The following is a 23650-nucleotide window of genomic DNA, read 5'->3' as shown; positions in this document are numbered from 1 at the left end:
CTGTTATTATCATCAAGAGACAGCGCGGAAAATAACACCGTGTTAACAAGATTGATATAATCTGGCCCTGGTCTGCACGGCCATAAACAGAATTTATGAACTGAAACGCTTCAGCCTGAATAACCATAACCAGATATTCAGAATTATTCGCTGGCTGATGAAAAGGCGGCGATAAGAAAGGAAAAAGCGGGCATGGAGCGAAACAGGGGCGAGGTTTGCTGGCTGGCGCATAAAACGCTATGGGAAACAGATTCGCCGAGCGGTGCATGGAGCGCTACGCCGTACAGATTGGCCGAGCGGCGCGCCCTTGCGCGCCGCGTCTTCACTGCGGAGGCGACAGCGTCCGCAGCCACTTCTCGAAATCACTCAGCGAAACCGGGCCGTCATACAGATAACCCTGCCCGATAGTGATGCCGAGCGCCAGCAGCCAGTCGCGCTGCGCCTCGGTTTCCACTCCTTCCGCCACCACTTCAAGATCGGTAATGTCCGCAATCGCCGCGACAATCTTCACCATCGTATCGTCATCCGGCAGCGCGGAAACAAAGCTGCGATCCATTTTCAGCTTGCTGATCGGCAATGATCGGAACTGATGCAGGTAGCTGAGGTTGGCGTAGCCGGTGCCGAAATCGTCCAGCGCCACCGCCACGCCCGCCTCCTGTAGCGCGCCAAGCAGGCTTTTCGCCTGAAGGGGATCGCCAATCTGCGCGGTTTCCGTCAACTCCAGCACCAGACTGCCGGGACGGATGCGGTGACGTTCCAGCAGCTCCTGTAGATGCCAGACGGTGCCCGGCTCGCGCAGCTGTATGGCGGAGATATTCACGTTTAAAGGCAGTAAAATGCCACGCTTTTGCCAGCCCGCCAGCACGCGGCACGCTTCTTCCAGCGCCCAGCGTCCCAGCGCGCCGATAACGCCGATCTCTTCCGCGCTGGCGATCAGTTCTTCCGGCAGGCTGTAGCTGCCGTCGGGCTGACGCATGCGCAGCAACGCTTCAGCGCCGACCAGCTCGCCATTGGCCATATTGATCTGCGGCTGTAAAAACAGCGCGAACTGCTCCTGCTCCAGACCTTGCAGAATATCGTGCTCCTGCGTCAGCCGGCGCTGGGCGCGCTCGGTCAGCAGCGGGTCAAAGAACAGAATCTGATTTTTACCCTGATGGCGCGCCGACATCATCGCCGACACCGCGCGTCCCAGCAGCTCCGGCGCGCTCATCTTTGCCGCGTCGCGCTGAGCGATGCCGATGCTCAGCGTCGGACGCAGCTGCACCTGTTGCAGGCTGACCGGCTGATTAAGCCGGTTCATCAGATTGCGTGCCAGCCGATAGGCCCGGAATGGGTTATTGGCCTTTTTCACCAGCAGCACGAAATCGCTGACGCCCAACTGGCCGACCACGGTGCGTTCTTCAATCACGCCACGAATTTTTTCCAGCAGCGTCAGCGTCAACGTATCGCGCTGCTCCTCCGTTAATACGCCGTTCGCTTCCAGCAGGGTTTCGATGCGCACCACGATTACGCTGAACGGCCCACTGTAGACCGCCGCCTTCAGATGCTGCTCCAGCAGCGCCAGGAATAGCGTACGGTTGGGCAGGTCGGTCAGCGCGTAGTGCGTGGTCAGGCGGCTCATCTCATCATGCACCGACTCCAGCACCTGCTGGTTACGGTTATAGCTGCGGATCAGCATGCCGATTTCATCATCCTGATGCAGCGGCGGCATCGGCAGTTTATGGGTCAGAATATCCTGCGGCGGCAGATCCTGTAGCGTGCCGGCGATATCGCGCAGCGGATGCACGATCAGTCGGTTGATGCACCAGCTGATCGCCACCGAAAGGATCAGCGCCAGCAGCAGATAAGTGGTCAGCATGGTGGAAATGGTACTGAGAATAAACTGATAGACGCGCGAGGAGTCTGCCTGCAATACCAGATAGGCCAGCGGTTTGGGCGAGGCGGCGCTCTCTACCGAATAGAGCGGCACGGTGATCTGCACCGGCAGCTCAAACACGCGCGCGATAAAGCGCGGCACCGGCTTTTCATTTTCGAAATCGGTGCGCAGCGCCTGAAACGCATTAGGCAGCATCACGTCGGCGCGCGACAAAATGCCGGCGGGCTTCAGCGAATTCAGAATGCGCTCCGCCTGCGGGATATCAGCGCGCAACACCGCCTCAGAGAGCGGCTGACGCACCGTATGCGCGATGTTTTCCATCTGCTGCGCATAGTCTGTCCTGCGCTGCTGCACAAAGTGGAAAAGCTGAATAACGATAAAAATACAGATAGTCACTACCGCAACGCCAGAAACCGTTGCCATCTGCTTGATCGTAAGTGACCGACTAACGCGCAAAGCTCTTCTCCAGGCCCCGGACCACGGGCGAAAACGATGAAAGCAACCAGGAGTATATCTCATGGTTGCTGTTTATTAAGTAAAGATAGTGACGGCAGGAAACCGGTTTAAGGGTTTTCCGAGCAGAACGCTACTTAAAGTCGGCGTAGGGCGCCAGCGGCTGCGGCGGCAGATTGAGGTCGCCTTCCCAGCCGGACAGTGAATAGCGAGCGTAAATCAGACCATGGCTGGGGGTGTAATCTTTCGCCTGCTGAATATCCACCGCCAGGCCGACCGTCCAGTGCGCGGTAACGCGCCGCTCAACCGCCGCGCGTAAAGTATAGCCAAAGCCGCTGCCTGAGCTATCGGTGGAAGGATCGTTCGCCGTCGGCTGAAAGCCGGGCCAGACCGGATAGCGTTCCTGAGCGCGGGTTTTCGAGCGCGACCAGGAAACCGAGCCGCCCAGATCGAACGACCAGTTCTCTGTGCGCTGCCGGTAGCTGACCGGCACCGCCAGCGAGAAATATTGCTGCGGGCTGTAATAACCGCCCTGCCCGAATGCGTAGTCGCTGAGATCTTTCTGATAATGCCACAGCATGCTGTTCAAACCGATGGTCGCGCGCCGGTTATCTTCGTTGATCAGCTTGTAATAGTAGCCCGCCATCAGACGCTCGCGGCTGTTGTCCGCCACGTTTTTGCCGGTGATCTGGTGTGCGCTGAGGTCGGCCCAGACGCCATGCGCGCCGCCCTGGTCGTAGCTCAGCCCGACAGCGCCGCCGGTCGCCACTACGCCGCCCCAGGTGCGTCCGCCCTGCGGACTGGGATCGCGCGCGCCAGCCCAGGCCAGCAGCGAACTGGAGATGGGCCGCCGCGACGCAGTAAAGGTCAGGCCGACATCTTTCACATCGGTATTCCAGCTGACGCCGCCCACCCAGTTCACGACTTCGAAGCCCATCGGCGAAGTGCCGATATCCGCCGACCAGCGGTCATTTTGCCAGCCCGCGCCAATCGCCACTCCCTCCTGCTTCTGCTTCAGATCGCTGCGACAGCCTGCGGTATCGTTATTGGCGCAGGTGCCGAACACGTCGGTGTGGCTGCCGCCCTCGGTGGAGAAGGTGCCTGCCGAAATCTCGACGCGGTCTACGCGCACAAAGCTTTTGCCATCGGCCAGCGGCGTATCCAGTTGCAGCATGGTGGTATGCGCGGTGAGATCGGAGACGCCGCCGGTGCCTTTATTGCGCGAATAATCCTGTTCCAGCATTAGCGTGGTGTCCTGACGCTGATAAAGCTCGGCCGCGTCGCTGCGGATGCCGCGCTTCAGCCAGTCGTCATCCGCCTGGTTGCGCATCAGGCGGGTAAAGCGGGCGTTATCGGCAGGCACCGTCGGCGTAATACCGCTGGCGACCATCGCCTGGCGGTAATCCATGAGCGCCAGCGCCGGCTGCTGCTGCGCCTCCAGCCGTGCGGCGTCGCGAAATACCAGCGCGCTGCTCTGCGACGGCGCTTCCTGCTGCGCGCGCGGCTTAAGCTGCTGATAAAGCCGACGCGCCCGCGTCGTGTCGTCCACGCTCTGCCAGGCGTTGGCCAGGCGGCGGCCCACGTTCAGGCTCGCTTCGCCGCTGCCGGCGGGCAGCGCGTTCAGGGCGGCGCGCGCTTCGTCTTTGCGGTTCAGCGCCACCAGCGCGTCGATCTGCCCCAGCGCCGCATCCGGGTTCTGCTTATCCTGCGCCAGCAGGCGCTGATAGCCTTCCAGCGCCTGCTGCGGATAGCCGTCCGCCAGCGCCCAGTCCGCCAGAGTGAGGTCGCGGCGCGGCGAGGCGGGCTGCTGGTTAAGCAACGCCGTCGCGGCGGTGTTGTCGCCCGCCTGACGCAGCGCGTCCGCCTGCGCATAGACTTTATCCTGCTGTAAGCGGTCGGCCAGCTCGCGCATGTTTTGATCCCAGCGCGCCTGCGGCACGCTGTTCAGCTGACGCAGCGCCTCTTCCGCGCGATCGCTACCGGAGAGATAAAGACTGTAAGCGTAAACCTGCGTCGGATCGGCGAGCAGACGCTGCGCCATCGCCGCCATTAATTTGTCCGCCTGTTGCGCATCGCCTGCATTGCGCAGCGCGCCCGCCAGTCGATAGTTAAGCCAGACGTCATCCGGCGCGTCCTGCTGCGCCTGACGATATTTTTCCGCCGCCTGCGCCCAGTCGCCCTGCTGCGCCAATGTATCCGCTTCGGCGCGCAAGACGTCGCTGCGCAGGCTGTTCAGCGTGCTGCCCAGCGCCCGCTGCTGTTCGCCGCTCAGCCCATTGATAAAAGCGATCGCCTTCTGCGGCGACTGCTGCTGATAGAGCGCGGCCAGACGCCGCACCGCCGTGGTATTGGTGTGATCCATACGCCAGGCTTCGCGGAACAGCCGCTCCGCTTCAGTGTCATTCTTGCGCGCCAGCGCCACGTCGCCCAGGCCGATCAATGCATAGCTGTCGGTGTTGTCCAGCGCGCGCGCCTGCTGATAATGCTGTTCGGCGACGGCGATATCGCCCTTCGCCAGCGCCTTATCGCCGTTGTCGATCGCCAGCCAGTAGCGGTTGGTCTGCAACAGGCTCTGCCACAGGCCGACGCTGGTGCTCTGCTGCCCCGCCTTCAGCGCCTGTTCAAGGTAAGTGATGGCGAGGTCGCGGTGATTGGCGCGCCCCTGCGCCTGGCCCATCGCGCCCAACAGATCGGGATCGCCAGGATTGAGCTTCAGCGCCGCCTGCAATGTCGCAATCGCATTCTCGCCGCCGCCGTTGTCCACCAGCGCCAGCGCGCGTGAACGCTGCTGGAAAGCGGGATCGGCCAGCAGTTTCTGCCGACGCTCCAGCTCCTGCTCGCCGTTGCTGCGCGCGTCGCCGCTGGTAAAGACGTCGAGATACTGGCGCAGCTGCGCCACGCTTTCCGCCGTGACCGGCTGCGCCTGTATGCGGCTCAGCCAGAGTTCGGCCGCCTGATCGCGCGCGCCCGGAGTGTTGGCCAGGGTTTTCAGCTCATCCGCCGCCTGCGCCGGTTTATCATTCTGGAACTGCAACCGCGCCAGCTGCATGCGCACGCCGACATTGCCGGGATAACGTTTGTCCAGCGCCTGCAGGTTCGCCAGCGCCGTTGCCTGCTGGCCGTCGATGCGCGACACCAGGCTCCAGTACTCCAGCGCGATATCGACGCTCGGAAAGGCGCCTTTAAACAGTTTGTCCCAGGCGTCGCGTGCTTCCTGCACGCGCCCGGCGGTCGCCAGCAGACGCGCCTGCTGTAGCTGCTGACGCCCCTCAGGGCTCACCAGCAGCATGCCAGCCTGCGCTTCCCGCGTCGCCTCAGAATCGGGCGCGGTCTGCTTCAGCTGGTTCATGTATCGCTGCGCCTTCGCCTGGTCGCCCTGATGCAGCGCCAGACGCAGCTGCGCGGCGATGACGTCAGGGTTATCGGGCGCGATCTTCTCCAGCCGGTAGAGCGCCTGGGTGACCAGATCGTATTTATTGGTCGCTTCGCCGGTGCGCACCTGCTCCAGCAGCCACGCGACCGGCGAGACTTCACGCGCCGACGTCTCTTCGGCGGCGTAAGCGGACGCGCCGCCGAGCAGGCCGGGCAGCAGCAGGCCCAGGGTGCTTAATCTGAATTTTTGCATTGTTGGTTCCAGGCCGGTAACAGGTCGCCCTGCGCGCTAAAGCGATAGCGGTTTTCATCCCAGCCGACGCCGAACAGCGCCAGTACGCTGCTGTAATAGGCATCGCTGCCGGGAGGCTGCTGCTGCACGCGCTGTTGCTGCGCCGTCAGAGCGCGAGAGCCCTGCAGGAACGGCAGCAGCGCGGCGGAAAAGCCGACGTTGCCCTGATTGATGGTCGCGCCGGTCAGCACGTCGACCCGCTCCGGCGGATTGCCATTCTCTTCCGTCAGACGCGCCATCGGCGCGAAGTGCGACAACAGCGTCGCTTTACGCGGATCGTCGTCGCTGAGCATCCCGGCCCAAAGGTAAACGCGAATCGCATCGTAACCGCCAGTCGGCCCTTTCGATTTATCGGGACGCCAGCCGCTGCCGCTCTGCCAGACATACCAGTCGGGCGAAAAGCCTTTCGGCGCCGTCTCCTGCAACAGGCGCAGCGCGTTGCGGTTGATCTCCGGCCACGGCCCTTTCAGCCGGGTCAGGCCCGCCAGCAACTGCAACGGCAGGTAGCTGGGGTTGATCATCCAGCTGTCGCCTTCGATAAAGCCATATTTGCCCGGCATCAGCATCAGGCCGAAGCCTTTCAGGTCAGCCACTTCCTCTTTCGCCACCCGATTGAGCAGCAGCGTGCCAGTCACCTGGTAGCTGCGGCTGTGCCACAGGCGGCTCGCCTGCAACAGCGTCCAGCCGATCCAGAGATCGGAATCGGCGGCGGGGTTTTTATCCAGCACCTGCCATTTCTTGCTGCCGCTCTCCTGTCCCCACAGCCAGGCGGGCAGGCGCTGCGTTAAGTCGCCTTCCGCCAGGTTGTTCTCCGTCCAGCCCAGCAGGCGGTCGAACATCTCGCGGTCGTTGGCGACCAGCGAGAAAAACAGCGCGTAGCTCTGCCCTTCCGAGGTGGTGATGTTCTTCCCGCCGCTGGGATCGATCACCCGGCCCTCTTCGCTGATGTAGTCGCGTTTAAACTGCGCCCAGTCGGACCAGGGGGCGCAGTCAGCGCTGGCGCGCAGCGCCGCCAGCATCAGCATTAACAACATTCCCAGTCGCAGCGTCAGACGTTTCACTCATCATCCTCATTGCCAAGACGACGGCGCGTCACCAGACGCATCAGTCGCCACACCATCAGCGCCACCAGCACGACGACAATCACCGCGAACAGCGCCATTAGCGCCGGATGCGTCGCCAGCGCGTGCCACATACGTTCCCACCACGGCAGATGGCCGACGAAATAGCTGTCGCCCACGCGCAGGCTGTTGACGCCCGATTCACGGATAATCGCCGCCGAGCCATAAATCGCGGCGCGCTTGCCGCTGTCGAGCAGCGCGTCGTTCAGAAGCTGATACGCGCGCGGGCTGTCCGCCAGCAGCGCGACGACGCTGCGCTGATCGTGGAACGGCGACTGGAAGCCGACGATCGCCGCCATCGGGCCGTCAGAGACGATGGTGGTCTGGCTGGCGACCGCGCGATCGCTGGCCGGGGCGGTCACATCATCCAGCGGCGCCTGACGCACCGGTTTTTTCACCCAGCTTTTCGCCGCGTCCACTAACAGGTTAATGCGGCGATCTTCACGCAGGTCGGCAGGTATATCGCCAATCATCAGCAGGTCGGCGTCCGCCGTTTTCGCTTTTGACCAGTCGTCGGTAATCTGCACGTTCAGCGCCGGGAAGCCGGTCTGCGCGCCGATATTCCCCAGCGCATTCAGCAGCGCGCTGACCTGATCGGCGCGCGGCTGCGCGTTTATCAGCACCAGCGTCTGCGACAGATCGGCCAGGCGGCTGAACGGAAAGCCTGCATTGGCGAAAGCGCGCAGCGACGGCATCTGGATATAGTGGCGATAGCCGGAGAAGTCGATGGTGGAGTTGCCGTCGACCACCACATGGTTGGTCACCGGCGTCACCGTTTCGCAGCGGTCGCCGTTGCTGCCGCCGATAATGGTGGTGGCGTAGTCGAAGTCAAAACGCAGCTGGTTTACTACGCCCAGGCGCAGCGCCGGAATGGTCAGCGAGGCGCTGTTATCCTGGAGGCCCGACACCAGCGGGATATGCAGTAGCTGTTTGCCGTTATCGCTTTTCACCTGTAACGGATAGTCCTGCATAAACTGGTTGTTCAGGTGGATCGCCAGCCGCGAGCCGTCATTTTGCAGCGGCGACGTGTAGCGGTAGGCGATATCCATATTGATGCCGCGCGCGCGCACCAGGAAAAGATCGGGCGGCAGGTTCAGCGTCAGGCTGACCGGATAAGGCTGAATGCCATCCGCCTGCAACTGGTTTTCATACTGTTGCAGCTCGGAGAATTTAGTGGCGCGATCGGTGCGCACCCAGTTCGGCGCATCGTAAGGCTGGCGCGCCGCCAGCTGCTTCACCTCTTCAATGGTGGAGGACTGGCCGCGCAGCAGCACGTCGCCCTGGGCGATGCCTTGCGCCGCCGTCAGCAGATCGGCATCGTTACGTCCCAGCACCAGCAACATTTTCTGATACGGATTATCGGGCTGGCTGATGATCTCTACGGTCGGCTTATCCACCGGCGGATAATCTTTCAGGAAGTCGGGGCGCTGGTCGTTGGTGGCGAATACCACCGCATGCTGCTGTTGCGGCAGCTGGTTATAGAGCACCGGAAAGGACTGACCGCGCCACTGCGCCTGTACGCCAAACCAGGAGGCGAGCAGCCCTGCGGCGTGCTGTTGCGTCCGATCCGGCGCGGCGGCGAACACCATCGGCAGCTGTAACGGGCGATTGTCGCGGCTGTCGAAGAACGGCTCCGGGAAATCGGAGAGATCGTTTTTCAACGGCAGCTTTTGCAGCGTCAGGTCAAGGTGACTTTCCTTGCCGATATCGATCCAGATCGCGCTGTTCGCCGGGTTTTCGCAGATATTGGTGTAATGGCCGACCAGCTCGAAGCGCACGCGGTTAAAGTCGCCGATAAAGCGCGGGTCGATATTTACCGTCGCCTGGCTCTCTTTGCCCGGCTGATCCGGCGTGATGGTCACCAGCCCGATCGGTTCCTCGTTCAGGTAAACCTTAAAATGCGACAGCGTCGGCAGCAGCGCCGGCGACGGACGATAGCTCAAATGCAGCACCGCCTGGGTAACCACTTCATCGCTGCGCACGCCGAATTCAATCTGTCCATCCGGCCGCGTGCCGAGCAGCTTAAAGCTGCCTGGCGCAGGCGCGATATTGCTGAACCGCAGCTCGCTGGTGCGCACCGGCGCGGCGGGCTCGGCGGGTGCGGGCGCCGCATCGGCGGAAACGGGCGCGTCCGTAGAGGTCGCTGCCCCTGCGGATGTTGACGGCGTCGCCGGCGCCGACATATCGGAAGGCGCCGCCTGCGTCATGCTGGTCGGCTGTCCGGCCGGATTGGATTCAGGTGCGCCATGCGCCATCGGCAGCAGGCCCATCAGCATTGCGGTAAACCAGCTTATTTTTCTCGTCATTATCGCATCATCAGTTGAGTCATTGTTTTACACCGGCAACGCCTGCCGGCGCGCTTCCCACGCCTTTGGGAAAAAACGACGCCAGCCAGGAAAGAAAGGCGGTCAGCATCAGGAACAGCTGGCGGATTCGGGCCGGGCCATATTCAGCCAGGCGGATGTAGCCTTTAAAGCCCAGGATCATAATGTCGGCCAGGCTCTGCACCGGTTTATCCTCAGGAAAACCGTCCTGCCACAGCGCCCAGGTATCGGCACGGGCGAAAGTGCATTGAATAAAGTCGATATGCTCTTCGGTGGTCAGGTTTTTCAGGCGAATACCGGCCCGACGGCCAAATACGCACTGCACCGTGGCGGGAAAGCTAAATTCCTGCTGGCTGCGGCGCAGCAGCAGATGAATCTCTTCGCCATCTTTCAGCGCCTCTGCCTCGCGCAGCTCAACGCCGACGCCGCCGTCCGAATAGTCGCGCAGGGTGCAGGGCAGCATATGGCCATCCTTGCGCGCGATCGCGGCGGGCATCGCCATCTCTACGCGGTGCGCTTCGCGGATCTGACGCGCCTCGACGGAAACCGCTACCGCGCCGCCCAGAATAATCATGTTGTAAAAGACCCATAGCAGGCTCACCAGCACCGTCAGCACTTCATTCTGCGGGCCGTAGACAACGCGCCAGCCCGCCATAAAGACGCCCGCCAGGTTCAGCAGCACCAGAATCATGTACGGCTTGGTGATCACCCAGTCGAGATGCTTTTCCTCTACCAGACCGCCTTTCGCCGTCACGTTGAATTTCCCTTTATGCGGGTTAAACAACGCCACCGTGGTGGGGCGGGCGATATACCAGGCCAGCACCGTTTCGTACACTTCGCTCCAGAACGAGTGACGATAGCGTCCCTGAATGCGTGAGTTGGTGAGGCTGGTGTGCAGCATATGCGGCATTACATAGATGGCGATCGCCAGCGCCGGGGCGAAGATGATATAGGCGTGGCAGAGCAGGAAAGCGAGCGGCGCCAGCAGGAAGATCAGCCGCGGAATGCCCGACAAAAAGTGCAACATGGCATTGGCGTAGCAGAGGCGTTGCACCAGCTTCAGTCCGCGCCCCATCAGCGGGTTATCGAGCCGGAAAATCTGCACCATGCCGCGCGCCCAACGGATACGTTGGCCGATATGCGCCGACAGGCTTTCCGTCGCCAGCCCCGCCGCCTGCGGAATGCGGATATAGGCGGAGGTGTGACCGCGCCGATGCAGACGCAGCGAGGTGTGCGCATCCTCGGTCACCGTTTCGACGGCGATGCCGCCGATCTCATCCAGCGCGGTGCGGCGCAGCACCGCACAGGAACCGCAGAAGAAGGTGGCGTCCCAGGTATCGTTGCCGTCCTGCACCAGGCCGTAGAACAGCGTCCCCTCGTTCGGCGTGCGGCGGAAGCGGCCCAGGTTGCGCTCAAAGGGATCGGGCGAGAAGAAGTGATGCGGCGTTTGCAGCATCGCCAGCTTTTTATCCTTCAGGAACCAGCCCAGCGTCATTTGCAGGAAAGAGCGCGTCGGCACGTGGTCGCAGTCGAAAATGGTGACGAATTCGCTTTTGCACACCGTGCGCAGGGCGTTGTTGATGTTGCCCGCTTTCGCATGCTCGTGCGTGGCGCGCGCGACGTAATTAACGCCGACGCTGGCGGCGAACTGACGAAACTCTTCGCGGCCGCCGTCGTCCAGAATAAAGATATTGAGCTTATCCTTCGGCCAGTCGATGCCCAGCGCGGCGTAGATGGTCGGCTTCACCACGCTCATCGGCTCGTTGTAGGTGGGCACCAGCAGATCCACCGTCGGCCAGTGGCGCGTATCTTCCGGCATCGATACCGGCTGGCGATGCAGCGGCCACAGCGTCTGGAAATAGCCCAGCACCAGCACCACCCAGGCGTAGGTTTCCGCCGCGATCAGCAGCAGGCCGAAGGTCAGACTGACCGGATCGTCCCAGTTGAGCGTTGAGGTGTAGCGCCACCAGAGATAGCGGCAGGAGACGGTCAGCGACAGCACGATCAGCATCATGGTCGCCAGTCGTCCCGGCACGCGGCGCACAATCATTGCCAGCGACCAGAGCATCACCACGAAGATAAACTGGGTAAACAGATCGAACGGCTGCGAAATACAGAGCAGCGCCAGCCCGGCGGCGGCGAGGCTGGAGACGATAAAAATCAGCTTGCGCGCGACGGGCGGCATAGTGCTGATGCGCTTCTCCAGCTGCTCGCCCTGCTGAATGCGCTGCGGCAGCGCATCGAGCCACAGATAAATTCGCTGCCGCCAGCTGAACAACCGGCGGAACGCGTTAAATCTTTTGCGCTGGCTAACGTTGCTGCCGACCTGCGGCAGGATCAACAGCAGCCAGACGCTCTGTGAAAAAAAGCGCACGATATCGAGCGGACGCGGCCGCTCCGGTGAAATGTGCGGCCAGAGCGTGCGGCGTTGCGCAATGATGCGCTGCCAGCCCGGCGTTTCAAAGCGCAGCAGCGACCAGCCCAGCGTCAGCCAGAAGCACTGGATGCTGGCGGCCAGCGACGAGGCGCCCGCCTGACGGTAGTCGCCGTAGCGGGTGCTCAGCGCCTGCCAGGCGGGCGCAGCGATCAGCCAGCGTAACGGATTCATACGCCTTCTCCGCGCACGTACATAATCAGCCAGTTCGCCAGCGTGACGATCTCTTCACTGGCCAGCGCGTGCGGACGATACTCGCCCAGCGGCTGCTTGTTGAGCAGCGCTTCGGAGAGCGCCTCGTCACGATGGATCAGCAGCGGAATCAGGCTGTGCAGCGAACCGATCCAGAGCTGATGCAGATCCTGCTGCACTTTGCTGTTGGCGTTAAACAGGTTAAGCAGGTAGAGCGGACGACGCGTCGTGAATGGTTGATGCAGTCGCGTATGGCAGTTGCCGTCGGCCACCAACAGCTGCACCAGGCGATCGGCCTGCGCATAGATCGGTTGCAGCCAGGGATGCTCGCCGCCGGGCAGATCGAGCAAAACCCAGCGGTACTGCGTTTTCAATTCAGTCAGATGCTGGAGCCAGTCGCTGGCGAAAGAGGCGGGATCGGCGTAAAAGCGCGCGCGTTCCTCGCCGTTCAGCTCGCCGAACGGGATAAAATCGGGGCCGTCCGGATAGCGCAGCGCCACATGCTGCGCATCGCCGTCCAGCGCCGCGCGCATCCAGCCGCAGCGCTCGCTGTGCGGCGTATTAAAATGCAGGCGCAGCTGATTGGTCGGCGACCAGTCTATCACCAACGTGGATTCGCCCAGCTGCTGTAAAGCCCAGGCCAGCGCCGCCGTCACCGATGTCGTGCCTGTCCCGCCCCGTATGCCCTGTAATGCTAAGACCGGCATGCGTTTTCCTTTTCCTGTTGCTCTCTGGAAAGTTCGCTCAATAATGGCCAGCGCGCCAGAATGGCCGCCAATCTCTCTTCCTGTACAATATCGACGTAGCGAAATGCAGTAAAAGAGAACGCCTCTCCGAGCGTACTGATATCGTCACGCAGTCCGAGTTTTTCGGGTATTGCAGAAATTTCTTGCGGTTGTTTCATTTATCTTGCCATTAAAGAGAGAACGCCGAATAGCGTTCATTTTTTCAAACCTGTGATAAACGTACAGGCGATACATATGGCCCGGCGATTTTTATTATATTCATCAAAATTATCCAGGCGAAATAAATCGCTGTCTATAATAAAATAGCTTCGGTTGAACCACTTTGCGAAACTTCTATGGCACTCTCTTTTACGCTCGGTATTGAGCAGGTTCAGAATGAATTAATTGATATGCAGCCGCCCGGCTGTTACTGGCTTACCGTCAACCGGCCTGAGGATGCCCGCAGGCTGGCGCGACAGGTTATGGCGGCGCAAAAGTCCCTGACGCTTATCAGCGCCGGCGATGCGCCGCAGGCGCTGCTGGAGCCTGCTTTGCCGCAGGGGCCGAATCGTATTCCATTCTACTCGCTGCCTGAAAAACGCCGCGCGCTGTTGGATTTGCCGGAAGATTTAGCGCGCACGCTTTCAGCGAAGCCGCGGCTGGTATTATTTTTCAATAATTTTTCTTTCATTGAAAAGCTATCACCTGCGGAATTAACTGCGTGGAGTAAAAAAATCAACCACACGCTGGCCACGTGTAATTGTTGCCTGTTAATTATTACTTCCGGTTCTGGCGTAAATAATTTACGTCAGACATTACTGAGTACTTTCCGCCAATTAAACGGCCTGGCGCATCTCGAATATCAGCAGGATATCTGGAATTACCGCGTCAGCTGGTGGTGCCACGATCGTCGCCTGATGGCGGATCGGGCGCTGCGCTTAACGTTTCAGCCTGCCGGCTTTGCGGCGGTCAATGAAAATGAGCAGAACACGCCGCTGACGCTGAACGATGAGGCGATCTGTCTTGCAGAAAAACAGGTGCTGGAAGGCGCGCCGCCGCTCTCCAGCCACTGGCAGTTGTTCGGCAATAACGAGCTGGTCGCGTCACGCGCCCAGCAGGCCGACTCTGCGACGGTAATTTTTGCCCTTACCCATAACGATCAGATCCGCACCCTGGCGCAGGACGTTCACAGCCTGCGCCGCACCCGCGGCGCCGGGCTGAAAATTATCGTGCGCGAGATGCAGACCAGCCTGCGCTACAGTGACGAACGTCTGCTGCTGGCGTGCGGCGTCAACGCCATCGTGCCGTTTGGCGCGCCGATGTCGCGCTTTTTGACGACGCTGGAAAGCCTTCAGGGCCAACGCTATAACCGCCACGTTCCTGCCGATCTCGATGCGCTGCTACAATCACTGCAACCGCTTCAGCTACGCGGCTTTTTACCGCTGGATAAATTCTGCGAAGCGGTGACGCAGCTGGTGAACAATACCCTGCTGCCGGAAAACGGCAAAGGTCTGTTGGTGGCGCTGCGTCCGGTGCCTGAGTTGCGGCCTGAGCAAGCGCTTACTTTATGTAAGCCGCGCCGCTACGGCGACCTGGTGACCGTGCTGGGCGACCGGCTCTATCTCTTTCTCTCTTCGTGTCGCTATAACGATCTCGATACGGCGCTGAAATTTATTTTCCGTCTGCCGCACGATGAGCTGTTCTCCAATCGCCTGGTCTGGTTTGAAGATTTGCAGATCCTTTCCGAGGTCAGGCAGATGAAAACGCTGGTGCCGGGCGCATGGAAAGACAAGCCGCCTGAACTGACTGTGGCCGTACCGGATACGACGGTATCCGCGCCGGCGCCTGTAGCGCGTCCAACGCCGCAGCCGGTGGCGCTGAAGATTTATAAAACGGGAGCCACGCGCGAATGACATTAATGGATGGAGTTCAGATCCTGATTCTGCTGGTGCTGATCGCGCTGCTGACAAAACCGCTCTATACCCGCTGGCTGCCCGCACGCTGGCGCGGCATTATGCATCGGCTCTTGCCGCCACGCTCGTTGAAATATGAAGGCACCTGGCAACGCCAGTCCACTAAAACGGATAAAGATAAATAATGACTGATGGTAAAAAGACGCAGCCTTCAACGGCTGCTTTCTGGCGTAGCTGGCGCGGTCTGGGCGGCTGGAATTTCTATTTCCTGATTAAATTTGCGCTGCTGTGGTTCGGCTATCTTAACTTTCATGCGCTGGCGAACCTGGTCTTTCTCGCCTGGCTGCTGCTGCCGCTGCCGTCGGAGCGGCTGCACCGCCTGCGCAACTGGATTTCGCTGCCGATCGGCATCGGCCTGTTCTGGCATGACACCTGGCTGCCCGGCCCGCAAAGCATTCTGAGCCAGGGCGCTCAGGTGGCGGGATTTTCCAGCGCCTACCTGCTCGATCTCTTTAATCGCTTTATTAACTGGCAGATGGTCGGCGCAGCGTTCGTCATGCTGGTGCTTTACCTGTTTATTTCTCAGTGGGTGCGCATTACGGTGCTGGTTTCGCTGATGCTGGTCTGGATAAACGTGATCAATATCGCCGGGCCGTCGATTTCGCTGCTGCCGACCCGCTCCGCCACGCCGGAAGTGGTGCTGAACAGCAAAACGCCCGCCAATAACGCGGCGGCGGATAAAAACGCGCTGGATGAGTCGGCGCCGCCGACCAGCGCCAACCTGACCGCTTACCTGAACCGCTTCTATGAAACGGAAAAACAGCGCGTCACCCATTTCCCCGATACGCTGTCTCCTGATTCGCAGCCGTTCGATGTACTGATTATCAATATCTGCTCGCTCGCCTGGTCCGATATCGATGCGGTGCAGCTGCGCGACCATCCACTGTGGAAGCACTTCGATATTCTGTTGAACAACTACAACTCCGCGACCGGCTACAGCGGCCCGGCGGGGATTCGTCTGCTGCGCGCCAGCTGCGGTCAGACCTCGCACAGCGATCTCTATAAGCCCGCGCAGCAGCAGTGTTATCTGTTTGATAACCTGGCGAAGCTGGGCTTTAAAGAGCAGCTGATGATGGATCATACCGGTGTCTTCGGTAACTACCTGAAAGAGCTGCGCGACTTTGGCGATATTCAGGCGCCGCTGATGTCGCAGGCGGGCATCGCGTCGGAGCTGACCTCGTTCGATGGTTCGCCGGTGTTCAACGACGCGCAGCTGATGCAGCGCTGGCTGGATGACCGCACCAAAAGCAGCGATGCGCGCACCGCCACCTTCTATAACCTGATCCCGCTGCACGACGGCACGCGCGAGCCTGGCACAACCGGCACCGCGCCCTGGAAGCCGCGCGCGCAGGTGCTGTTCGATCAGCTGGACGCCTTCCTGACCAACCTGGAAAAATCGGGCCGTCGGGTCATCGTGATGGTGGTGCCGGAGCATGGCGCTGCGCTGGTGGGCGACAAGATGCAGATGTCCGGCCTGCGCGATATTCCCAGCCCAGGCATTACCCATGTGCCGGTCGGCATTCGCTTTGTCGGCATGAAGGCGCCGCATCAGGGCCAGCCGCTGAGCGTCGATACGCCGACCAGCCTGCTGGCGATATCAGAACTGCTGTCGCGCGTCGTGGATGGCCAGGTGTTTAACGCGCCGAACGTCAATATGTCAGTGCTGACGGAGAACCTGCCGCAGACGCCGGTGGTATCGGAAAACGATAATGCGGTGGTGGTGATGTATCAGGGCAAACCCTGGATTCGCCTGAACGGCGGCGACTGGGTGCCTTATCCGCAGTAAAGGGCGTCAGCGAGCAAGCTGAAACCCGTTACGCGGGCATTCCCGAAACAGGCAGGGATGCCCGCGTAATTTTTTACGCGAAGGCTTATTTTAAGCGGACATGATCTTTCCCGGCCTGAGCCATGTCCTTTTGCCAGATGGACGTCTGAAAAGCGCAGTAGCGATTGAAATATATTATTGCGCAACTTCATTCGGCATGAATTAAATAAAAAGAGAAGGGAAGCACCAGGCATTACAGAAAGGTTTTAGCGCGCATTGAAGCAATAAAAAGATCTGGACTAAATGCCATCGAAAAACAAATCAATCATCGTTTTAATCCACGTCCGATATTGCGAAGCGCCGCAAAATTCAGCCCCCAGTAACAACAAAACAGCTTTTGCTGCGGGGCGGGAGCGCTACAGAGGCGGTAATCAGAGAAAAGTTTGGCGAGCGGAAATAATGGAGCGGAGATCGCTCTCCGCTCTGCATTACTCTTATCCTGCTTTTTGCTGCTCGTCCTGGTCGACGGCAAAGCAGGCGATCTGCTGGTCGCCGTAGCGTTTCAGCTGCGGCTGTAGCTGGACGCAGGTGCCGAAACGGCGACGGCAGCGGGCGTTGAACGCGCAGCCGGGCGGCGGACTAAGCGGGCTGGGCAACTCGCCGGTCAGCTTGATGCGCTCGCGGCGGTCGTCCGGGTTCAGACGCGGCGTGGCGGAGAGCAGCGCCTGCGTGTAAGGGTGGCGCGGGTTGGCGAAGATCGCCTCTTTGGTGCCCTTCTCTACGCAGCGTCCCAGATACATCACCATCACCTCGTCGGCGATATGCTCCACCACCGACAGATCGTGCGAGATAAAGACGTAGGAGAGGCCCATATCCTGCTGCAAATCCATCATCAGGTTCAGCACCTGGGCGCGCACCGATACGTCGAGCGCCGAGACCGGCTCATCGGCGATCAGCACGTCGGGATCGAGCATCAGGCCGCGCGCAATGGCGATACGTTGACGCTGGCCGCCGGAAAACATATGCGGATAGCGGTCGTAATGTTCGGTTTTCAGGCCGACCTTCGCCATCATCTCCAGCGTTTTTTCCCGCCGCTCCGCTTTGCTGAGCGTGGTGTTGATCAGCAGCGGCTCCTCCAGGATCTGACTGACCTTTTTACGCGGGTTCAGCGAACCGTAGGGGTTCTGGAACACAATCTGGATTTTCTGACGGCGCAGCGACTGCGCCTGCGGGTCGTGCTTCAGCAGATCCTGGCCGTGCCAGAACAGCTGGCCTTCGGTCGGCGTTTCAATCATCGTCAGCAGGCGGCCCAGCGTCGATTTGCCGCAGCCCGATTCGCCGACCACCGCCAGGGTTTTGCCGCGTTCAAGGTTGAAGGAGACGCCGTCCAGCGCCTTAACCAGCCGCGGCTGGCCGAACAGTCCCTTTTTCACCGGATAGTGCTTTTTCAGGTCGATTGCCTGTAGCAGATACTGCTGTTCTTGAGTTTCAGGACGCATAGGTTGGTCTCCCGGCATCATCCAGCGGATAGTGACACTTGGACTGACGCCCTGGAATATCACGTAATTCAGGTTCTTCCACACGGCAATGGTCGGTGGCATAAGGGCAGCGCGGGTTCAGCAGACAGCCGCGGGGACGATCATATTTCCCCGGCACCACGCCCGGCAGCGAGGCCAGACGCGCTTTGTCCGCTGCGAACTCCGGCAGGGCGCGCAGCAGCGCCTGGGTGTAAGGATGGCGCGGCGCCTTAAAGATATCGCTCGCCTTGCCCGTCTCCACCACCTGCCCGGCGTACATCACGATAATGTGCTGCGCGGCTTCCGCCACCAGCGCCAGATCGTGCGTAATCAGGATCAGCGCCATGTTCTCCTGCTTTTGCAGCTCCAGCAGCAGCTCAATAATCTGCGCCTGGATGGTCACGTCGAGCGCCGTGGTCGGTTCGTCGGCGATCAGCAGACGCGGCCGACAGGCGATCGCCATGGCGATCATCACGCGCTGGCTCATCCCGCCGGAAAGCTGATGCGGGTAGACGTCAAGACGTGATTCCGGGTCGGGAATGCCCACCTGGTTAAGCAGATCGATAGCGCGCTGACGCCGGGTGCGACGGTTGCCGCCCTGGTGAACTTTTATCGCTTCCATGATCTGATAGCCCACGGTGTAGCAAGGGTTCAGGCTGGTCATGGGGTCCTGAAAGATCATCGCCACTTCCGAGCCCACCAGCTGGCGACGTTCTTTTTCGGAGATGCGCTTCAGGTCGCGCTGGTTGAACTCCAGTTTGTCCGCCATGACGCGGCCGGGGAAGTCGATCAGCCCCATAATCGCCAGCGAGCTGACCGATTTGCCGGAGCCGGACTCGCCAACGATGCCCACAACCTGGCCCTGTTCGACCTGGTAGCTAATGCGGTCAACCGCGCGGAACGGTGCTTTTTCATCGCCGAAATGCACCGACAGTTTTTCTATATTCAATAACGCCATCTCGGTGCCTCTTTACTGCTTGAGTTTCGGGTCGAGCGCATCACGCAAGCCATCGCCCATCAGGTTAAACGCCAGTACCGTCAGCAGGATCACCAGTCCAGGGAAAGTGACCACCCACCAGGCGCTTTGCGCATATTGCAGAACGTCGGAGAGCATGGTGCCCCACTCCGGCGTCGGCGGCTGCGCGCCCATACCGAGAAAGCCCAGCGCGGCCATATCCAGAATCGCGTTGGAGAAACCCAGCGACGCCTGAACGATCAGCGGCGCCAGGCAGTTCGGCAGAATATTGACGAACATCTGACGCAGCGCGCCAGCGCCCGCCACGCTGGAGGCGGTGACGTAATCGCGGTTTACCTCAACCAGCACCGCGGCGCGGGTCAGGCGGATATAGTGCGGCAGCGCGACGAAGGTCAGCGCCAGCGAGGCGTTAACGATCGACGGACCGAAAATCGCCACCAGCACCAGCGCCAGCAGCAGGCTCGGCAGCGCCAGCATAATATCCACCAGACGCATAATAGCTGCGTCGAGCGCGCCGCCGACGTAGCCAGCCAGCAGGCCGAGGATGACGCCGAGGATCAGCGACAGCAGCACCACCAGACAGCCCACCAGCAGCGACAGGCGCGCGCCGTACATCAGGCGCGACAGCACGTCGCGGCCCACGTCATCGGTGCCGAGGATATATTGCCAGCTGCCGCCCTCCTGCCAGACCGGCGGATGCAGCAGCGCGTCACGGAACTGTTCCGCCGGGCCGTGCGGCGCCAGCAGGCCGGCGAATACCGCCACCAGCACCATAATCACGATATAGACCAGGCCGATTACCGCGCCCTTGTTGCGTTTAAAGTAGTGCCAGAATTCCTGGAAAGGGGTCATCGGCGTGGGTGCAGCGCTTACGCTGCCAGGATCAACTACAGACATGCTGGCGCCCCCTTATTTCTTGTGTCGGATGCGTGGGTTAACCACGCCGTAAAGCAGGTCAACCAGCAGGTTAACCAGGATAATCAACGTGGCGACCATCAGCACGCCGCCCTGCACCACCGGGTAGTCACGACGCTGCAACGCTTCGATCAGCCAGCGACCCAGCCCAGGCCAGGAGAAGATGGTTTCGGTCAGGATCGCGCCCGCCAGCAGCGTGCCGATTTGCAGGCCAATCACCGTCACCACCGGCAGCATGGCGTTGCGCAGCGCGTGGACCACAATCACCCGCATGCGCGTCAGCCCTTTGGCGCGCGCGGTACGGATATAGTCCTCGCCCAGCACTTCCAGCATCGAGGAGCGCGTCATACGCACGATCACCGCCAGCGGAATGGTGCCCAGCACGATGGCGGGCAGAATCATATGCATCACCGCATCTTTGAAGTCGCCCGCCTCGCCCCAGAGCAGGGTATCGATCAGCACGAAGCCGGTCAGCGGCTGGGTATCGTCAAGGAACACCGCGTCGCCGAGCCGCCCGGAGACCGGCGTCAGGTTGAGCTGCACCGAGACCAGCATGATCAGCATGATGCCCCACCAGAAAATCGGCATCGAATAGCCGGTCAGGGAGATGCCGACCGCAGTGTGGTCGAAAATCGAACCGCGTTTCACCGCCGCCAGCACGCCGACCGGAATGCCGACGATCATTGCGAACAGCATGGCGCAGAAGCCCAGCTCCAGCGTCGCCTTAAAGCGCGGCACGAACTCGTCCCATACCGGGGTGCGGCTTTTCAGGGAGATGCCGAGGTCGCCGTGCAGGACGCCGTTGATATAGGTGAGATACTGTTTCCACATCGGCTGATCGAGACCCAGCTGGGCCATCAGCTGCGCGTGGCGTTCCGGGGAGATCCCGCGTTCGCCCGCCATGATCAGCACCGGATCGCCGGGGATCAGATGCACGAAGGCGAAGGTTAAAAGGGTAATACCGATAAACGTTGGGATTACCAGGCCCAAACGTCGGAGTATGAACTGCAACATATTCCGTTTCTCTGTTTTTATCCCGCCGCGTTGGGCGAGTTTTGCTCACATCCTGCGATGGCGTGAAGCCAACCGCGACGCAACAGGTTGCGCCTTAGCCTTTTTTTCGTCCGGGAAAGGGGATGACATGCGTTCAGCCCACAAATATCGCCGTCGGGCGATGGCTGCCTGCAACCTGTGCAGGCAGCCATCGCGACGAGACAGTTCGGGCCAGCGGCTGCCGGCCCCGTTGATTATTCAGCGATATCGACGTTAACGAAGTAGTGACCGCCCAGTGGATCCACCACGTAGTTGGACACTTTTTTACTGACCGGCTCATAGACGGTGGAGTGCGCGATGATCAGCGTGGGCGCTTGATCGTGCATCACTACCTGAGCCTGCTTGTAAAGTTCGATACGTTTCTGATGGTCGTCCGTCGCACGGGCAGGCTGAATCAAATCTTCAAATGACTTGTCGCACCAGCGTGAATAGTTGGAGCCGTCTTTCGCCGCCGCGCAGCTGAACAGCGTGGCGAAGAAGTTATCCGGATCCCCATTGTCGCCGGTCCAGCCCATCATCACCGTCTGATGTTCGCCATCTTTGGCGCGCTTCAGGTACTCGCCCCACTCGTAGGTAACGATTTTGGCTTTCACGCCGATTTTCGCCCAGTCAGCCTGAATCATCTCCGCCATACGGCGCGCGTTCGGGTTGTAAGGACGCTGTACCGGCATCGCCCACAGGTCGATAGAGAAGCCGTCGGCCATGCCCGCTTCTTTCAGCAGTTCTTTGGCCTTAGCCGGATCGTAAGGGTAATCCTGCACCGCGTCGTTGTAGCCCCACATGGTCGGCGGGATCAGGTTCTTCGCCGACTGGCCAGCGCCCTGATAGACGGCGTCGATGATCGCTTTCTTATTGACCGCCATCGTCAGCGCCTGACGCACTTTGAGGTTATCCAGCGGTTTTTTCTCAACGTTGAAGGAGAGATAGCCGACGTTCAGGCCAGGCTGCTCCATCAGGTTGATGTTTTTATCCTGCTTCATGCGCGCGATATCCGCCGGGTTTGGATACGGCATGACCTGGCACTCGCCTTTTTGCAGCTTGGCGTAGCGCACCGAGGCGTCCGGCGTGATAGAGAAGACCAGGCGGTCGACTTTCGGCTTGGTGCCCCAGTATTCGGCGTTGGCTTTATACAGGATGCGGGAATCTTTCTGGTATTGCAGCAGCTGGAACGGGCCGGTGCCGACCGGGTTCAGGTCCACTTTCTCCGGCGTGCCCGCCTGAAGCATCTTGTCGGCATATTCCGCTGACAGAATCGAGGCGAAATCCATGCCGAGGTCGGCAAGGAACGGCGCTTCCTGACGCGTCAGAGTGAAACGCACGGTATAGTCGTCCACCTTCTCGATCTTGCTGATCAGGTTCGGCATATCCATGCCTTCAAAGTATTCGTAGTTGCCGCCGGAAACGCCATGATATTTGTTGTTCTTGTCGAGCTGACGCTCGAAGGTGAACACCACATCATCCGCATTGAAGTCGCGGGTCGGCTTGAAATCTTTTGTCGTGTGCCATTTCACCCCTTTACGCAGGTGAAAGGTATAGGTTTTGCCGTCTTCGCTGACGTCCCACTTCTCAGCCAGCGCCGGATGCAGTTCCGTCGTGCCGATAGTGAACTCCACCAAACGGTTGTAAACCTGGCGCGAACTGGCGTCATAGGTGGTGCCGGACGTGAACAGCTGCGGGTTAAATCCTTCCGGCGAGCCTTCTGAACAATAGACCAGAGTCTTAGCCTGAACGCTGGCGGCCACGGTCATTGCGATCAGGCTCAGACCAACCTTTAGCACCCCTGATTTAGCCAAGGAAATACTCATGCTTATGCTCCAATGTGTGATGTGTGTTTGCGCGTGTGCCCGGCCTCTGTTTTTTTTGTGCGGTCGGTGCGAGCTGCCCGAAGGCATCAGGAGATAAGTGAGGGTTTGTTGACTCTGACAGTAAGAAATCTATCAGAAGAATCCGCTTCCCTTACCTCGGTGAAACATCAATTTGTCAACAGATTGCAAGCACGTCAATACAGATGTCAGGTATTTACACAGAGTGTGAGAAACAGCAAGCAAACATAAAAAAAACCTTCCACTAACAAAAACAGCTGAATAATTCATCTCTTAACGGATTAGCCCGATAAAAAACGGGTAAAAAGCGAGCGTCGCAGTGGGTTCGACGGCGAAAAAACCTTTAAAATTTATCGTTGAACGCTGAATAACTGAACGATTTGATGGCTGTTAAGCCTGAGTAACAGCAAAAAATGCTACGCCTGTGGCGCAGGAAATCAGCGACGGGCAACAATCGGACAGAGGAAGGATGTGACGCGAAATAAGATTCGATCTCAGGCTGGGCGCGCCTTATTCCTTTGAGAGGGCGATTAATAACGGTTAAAGGCGATTGCGCATGCGAGCTGGATAAAAGAAGAAGTTATGTCGGAAAGAAAAACCATAACGGTAAGATATATCTGACCCATCCAGGCGAGAAGGCGGGAGGTAAAATGCCGGGCGCATTGACCGGCGCTAAAACGCAAAAACCCCAGTCATTGCTGTCTGGGGTTGGGAATTTGGTCGGCGAGAGAGGATTTGAACCTCCGACCCACACGTCCCGAACGTGTTGCGCTACCAGGCTGCGCTACTCGCCGATGGGGGCGCATCTTACTGAGGTCGCCGCCAGGCGTCAATGACTT

The 23650-nt window shown here is 60.0% G+C and carries 15 protein-coding genes and 1 tRNA gene; 3 read left to right on the top strand and 13 right to left on the bottom strand.

Going from position 1 to position 23650, the window contains the following annotated elements; genetic code table 11:
• Positions 1-322 precede the first annotated feature (322 nt).
• The 7 genes from hmsP to bcsR form a co-directional block, all read right to left on the bottom strand.
• Positions 323-2332: a biofilm formation regulator HmsP gene (hmsP, locus tag C2E16_RS01030; protein WP_038629472.1), complete on the bottom strand. Its 2010-nt coding sequence runs from the start codon at positions 2330-2332 to the stop codon at positions 323-325.
• A gap of 130 nt (positions 2333-2462) precedes the next feature.
• Positions 2463-5954 (bottom strand): cellulose synthase complex outer membrane protein BcsC, encoded by a 3492-nt coding sequence (gene bcsC, locus C2E16_RS01025; RefSeq protein ID WP_104951394.1) that lies wholly within the window; start codon positions 5952-5954, stop codon positions 2463-2465.
• Positions 5936-7027, bottom strand: coding sequence for a cellulose synthase complex periplasmic endoglucanase BcsZ (gene bcsZ, locus C2E16_RS01020; protein WP_038630217.1), 1092 nt, complete (start codon positions 7025-7027; stop codon positions 5936-5938). The genes bcsC and bcsZ overlap by 19 nt, the downstream gene beginning before the upstream one ends.
• Positions 7028-7050: 23 nt before the next feature.
• Positions 7051-9420, bottom strand: a complete 2370-nt coding sequence (bcsB, locus tag C2E16_RS01015) for a cellulose biosynthesis cyclic di-GMP-binding regulatory protein BcsB (RefSeq protein WP_104951393.1) — start codon at positions 9418-9420, stop codon at positions 7051-7053.
• A gap of 19 nt (positions 9421-9439) precedes the next feature.
• Positions 9440-12046 (bottom strand): UDP-forming cellulose synthase catalytic subunit, encoded by a 2607-nt coding sequence (gene bcsA, locus C2E16_RS01010; RefSeq protein ID WP_084970461.1) that lies wholly within the window; start codon positions 12044-12046, stop codon positions 9440-9442.
• Positions 12043-12771 (bottom strand): cellulose biosynthesis protein BcsQ, encoded by a 729-nt coding sequence (bcsQ, locus tag C2E16_RS01005; protein WP_084970462.1) that lies wholly within the window; start codon positions 12769-12771, stop codon positions 12043-12045. Before bcsQ ends, bcsA begins: the two co-directional genes overlap by 4 nt.
• A complete protein-coding gene (gene bcsR, locus C2E16_RS01000) occupies positions 12759-12968 on the bottom strand; it encodes a cellulose biosynthesis protein BcsR (protein WP_052133982.1) in 210 nt (69 codons plus the stop codon). Before bcsR ends, bcsQ begins: the two co-directional genes overlap by 13 nt.
• Before the next feature lie 177 nt (positions 12969-13145).
• Here bcsR and bcsE point away from each other — a divergent pair, with 177 nt between their 5' ends.
• The 3 genes from bcsE to bcsG are packed head-to-tail and all read left to right on the top strand — an operon-like array spanning position 13146 to position 16548.
• Positions 13146-14702 carry a cellulose biosynthesis protein BcsE gene (gene bcsE / locus C2E16_RS00995; RefSeq protein ID WP_038629467.1) on the top strand — a complete coding sequence of 519 codons (1557 nt, stop codon included), beginning with the start codon at positions 13146-13148 and terminating at the stop codon, positions 14700-14702.
• Positions 14699-14887, top strand: coding sequence for a cellulose biosynthesis protein BcsF (bcsF, locus tag C2E16_RS00990; RefSeq protein WP_038629466.1), 189 nt, complete (start codon positions 14699-14701; stop codon positions 14885-14887). Before bcsE ends, bcsF begins: the two co-directional genes overlap by 4 nt.
• On the top strand, positions 14887-16548 hold the full coding sequence (gene bcsG / locus C2E16_RS00985; protein WP_084970463.1) for a cellulose biosynthesis protein BcsG: 1662 nt from the start codon (positions 14887-14889) through the stop codon (positions 16546-16548). Before bcsF ends, bcsG begins: the two co-directional genes overlap by 1 nt.
• A 473-nt stretch (positions 16549-17021) precedes the next feature.
• Here bcsG and dppF read toward each other — a convergent pair whose 3' ends face one another.
• From dppF to C2E16_RS00955, 6 genes are all read right to left on the bottom strand, one after another.
• Positions 17022-18026 (bottom strand): dipeptide ABC transporter ATP-binding subunit DppF, encoded by a 1005-nt coding sequence (gene dppF / locus C2E16_RS00980; RefSeq protein ID WP_038629464.1) that lies wholly within the window; start codon positions 18024-18026, stop codon positions 17022-17024.
• Positions 18016-19002, bottom strand: a complete 987-nt coding sequence (gene dppD / locus C2E16_RS00975) for a dipeptide ABC transporter ATP-binding protein (protein WP_038629462.1) — start codon at positions 19000-19002, stop codon at positions 18016-18018. The genes dppF and dppD overlap by 11 nt, the downstream gene beginning before the upstream one ends.
• 12 nt (positions 19003-19014) lie before the next feature.
• Positions 19015-19917 (bottom strand): dipeptide ABC transporter permease DppC, encoded by a 903-nt coding sequence (dppC, locus tag C2E16_RS00970; RefSeq protein ID WP_038629461.1) that lies wholly within the window; start codon positions 19915-19917, stop codon positions 19015-19017.
• Between the two features lie 12 nt (positions 19918-19929).
• Positions 19930-20949, bottom strand: a complete 1020-nt coding sequence (dppB, locus tag C2E16_RS00965) for a dipeptide ABC transporter permease DppB (protein ID WP_038629460.1) — start codon at positions 20947-20949, stop codon at positions 19930-19932.
• Positions 20950-21182: 233 nt separating this feature from the next.
• Positions 21183-22793: a dipeptide ABC transporter periplasmic-binding protein DppA gene (gene dppA, locus C2E16_RS00960; protein WP_084970464.1), complete on the bottom strand. Its 1611-nt coding sequence runs from the start codon at positions 22791-22793 to the stop codon at positions 21183-21185.
• 735 nt (positions 22794-23528) lie between these two features.
• Positions 23529-23605: transfer RNA gene (locus C2E16_RS00955), tRNA-Pro, on the bottom strand.
• Between the last annotated feature and the right edge of the window lie 45 nt (positions 23606-23650).

The organism is Mixta calida (assembly GCF_002953215.1).
GTDB lineage: Bacteria > Pseudomonadota > Gammaproteobacteria > Enterobacterales > Enterobacteriaceae > Mixta > Mixta calida.
The sequence above is the reverse complement of the archived record's forward strand: the minus strand, read 5'-3'. Positions and strand labels throughout refer to the sequence as shown.

Coding starts and splice junctions, on each gene's coding strand:
- bcsC (WP_104951394.1), bottom strand. CDS start 5,954: ATGCAAAAATTCAGATTAAGCACCCTGGGCCTGCTGCTGCCCGGCCTG.
- bcsZ (WP_038630217.1), bottom strand. CDS start 7,027: ATGTTGTTAATGCTGATGCTGGCGGCGCTGCGCGCCAGCGCTGACTGC.
- bcsB (WP_104951393.1), bottom strand. CDS start 9,420: ATGACGAGAAAAATAAGCTGGTTTACCGCAATGCTGATGGGCCTGCTG.
- bcsA (WP_084970461.1), bottom strand. CDS start 12,046: ATGAATCCGTTACGCTGGCTGATCGCTGCGCCCGCCTGGCAGGCGCTG.
- bcsQ (WP_084970462.1), bottom strand. CDS start 12,771: ATGCCGGTCTTAGCATTACAGGGCATACGGGGCGGGACAGGCACGACA.
- bcsR (WP_052133982.1), bottom strand. CDS start 12,968: ATGAAACAACCGCAAGAAATTTCTGCAATACCCGAAAAACTCGGACTG.
- bcsE (WP_038629467.1), top strand. CDS start 13,146: ATGGCACTCTCTTTTACGCTCGGTATTGAGCAGGTTCAGAATGAATTA.
- bcsF (WP_038629466.1), top strand. CDS start 14,699: ATGACATTAATGGATGGAGTTCAGATCCTGATTCTGCTGGTGCTGATC.
- bcsG (WP_084970463.1), top strand. CDS start 14,887: ATGACTGATGGTAAAAAGACGCAGCCTTCAACGGCTGCTTTCTGGCGT.
- dppF (WP_038629464.1), bottom strand. CDS start 18,026: ATGCGTCCTGAAACTCAAGAACAGCAGTATCTGCTACAGGCAATCGAC.
- dppD (WP_038629462.1), bottom strand. CDS start 19,002: ATGGCGTTATTGAATATAGAAAAACTGTCGGTGCATTTCGGCGATGAA.
- dppC (WP_038629461.1), bottom strand. CDS start 19,917: ATGTCTGTAGTTGATCCTGGCAGCGTAAGCGCTGCACCCACGCCGATG.
- dppB (WP_038629460.1), bottom strand. CDS start 20,949: ATGTTGCAGTTCATACTCCGACGTTTGGGCCTGGTAATCCCAACGTTT.
- dppA (WP_084970464.1), bottom strand. CDS start 22,793: ATGAGTATTTCCTTGGCTAAATCAGGGGTGCTAAAGGTTGGTCTGAGC.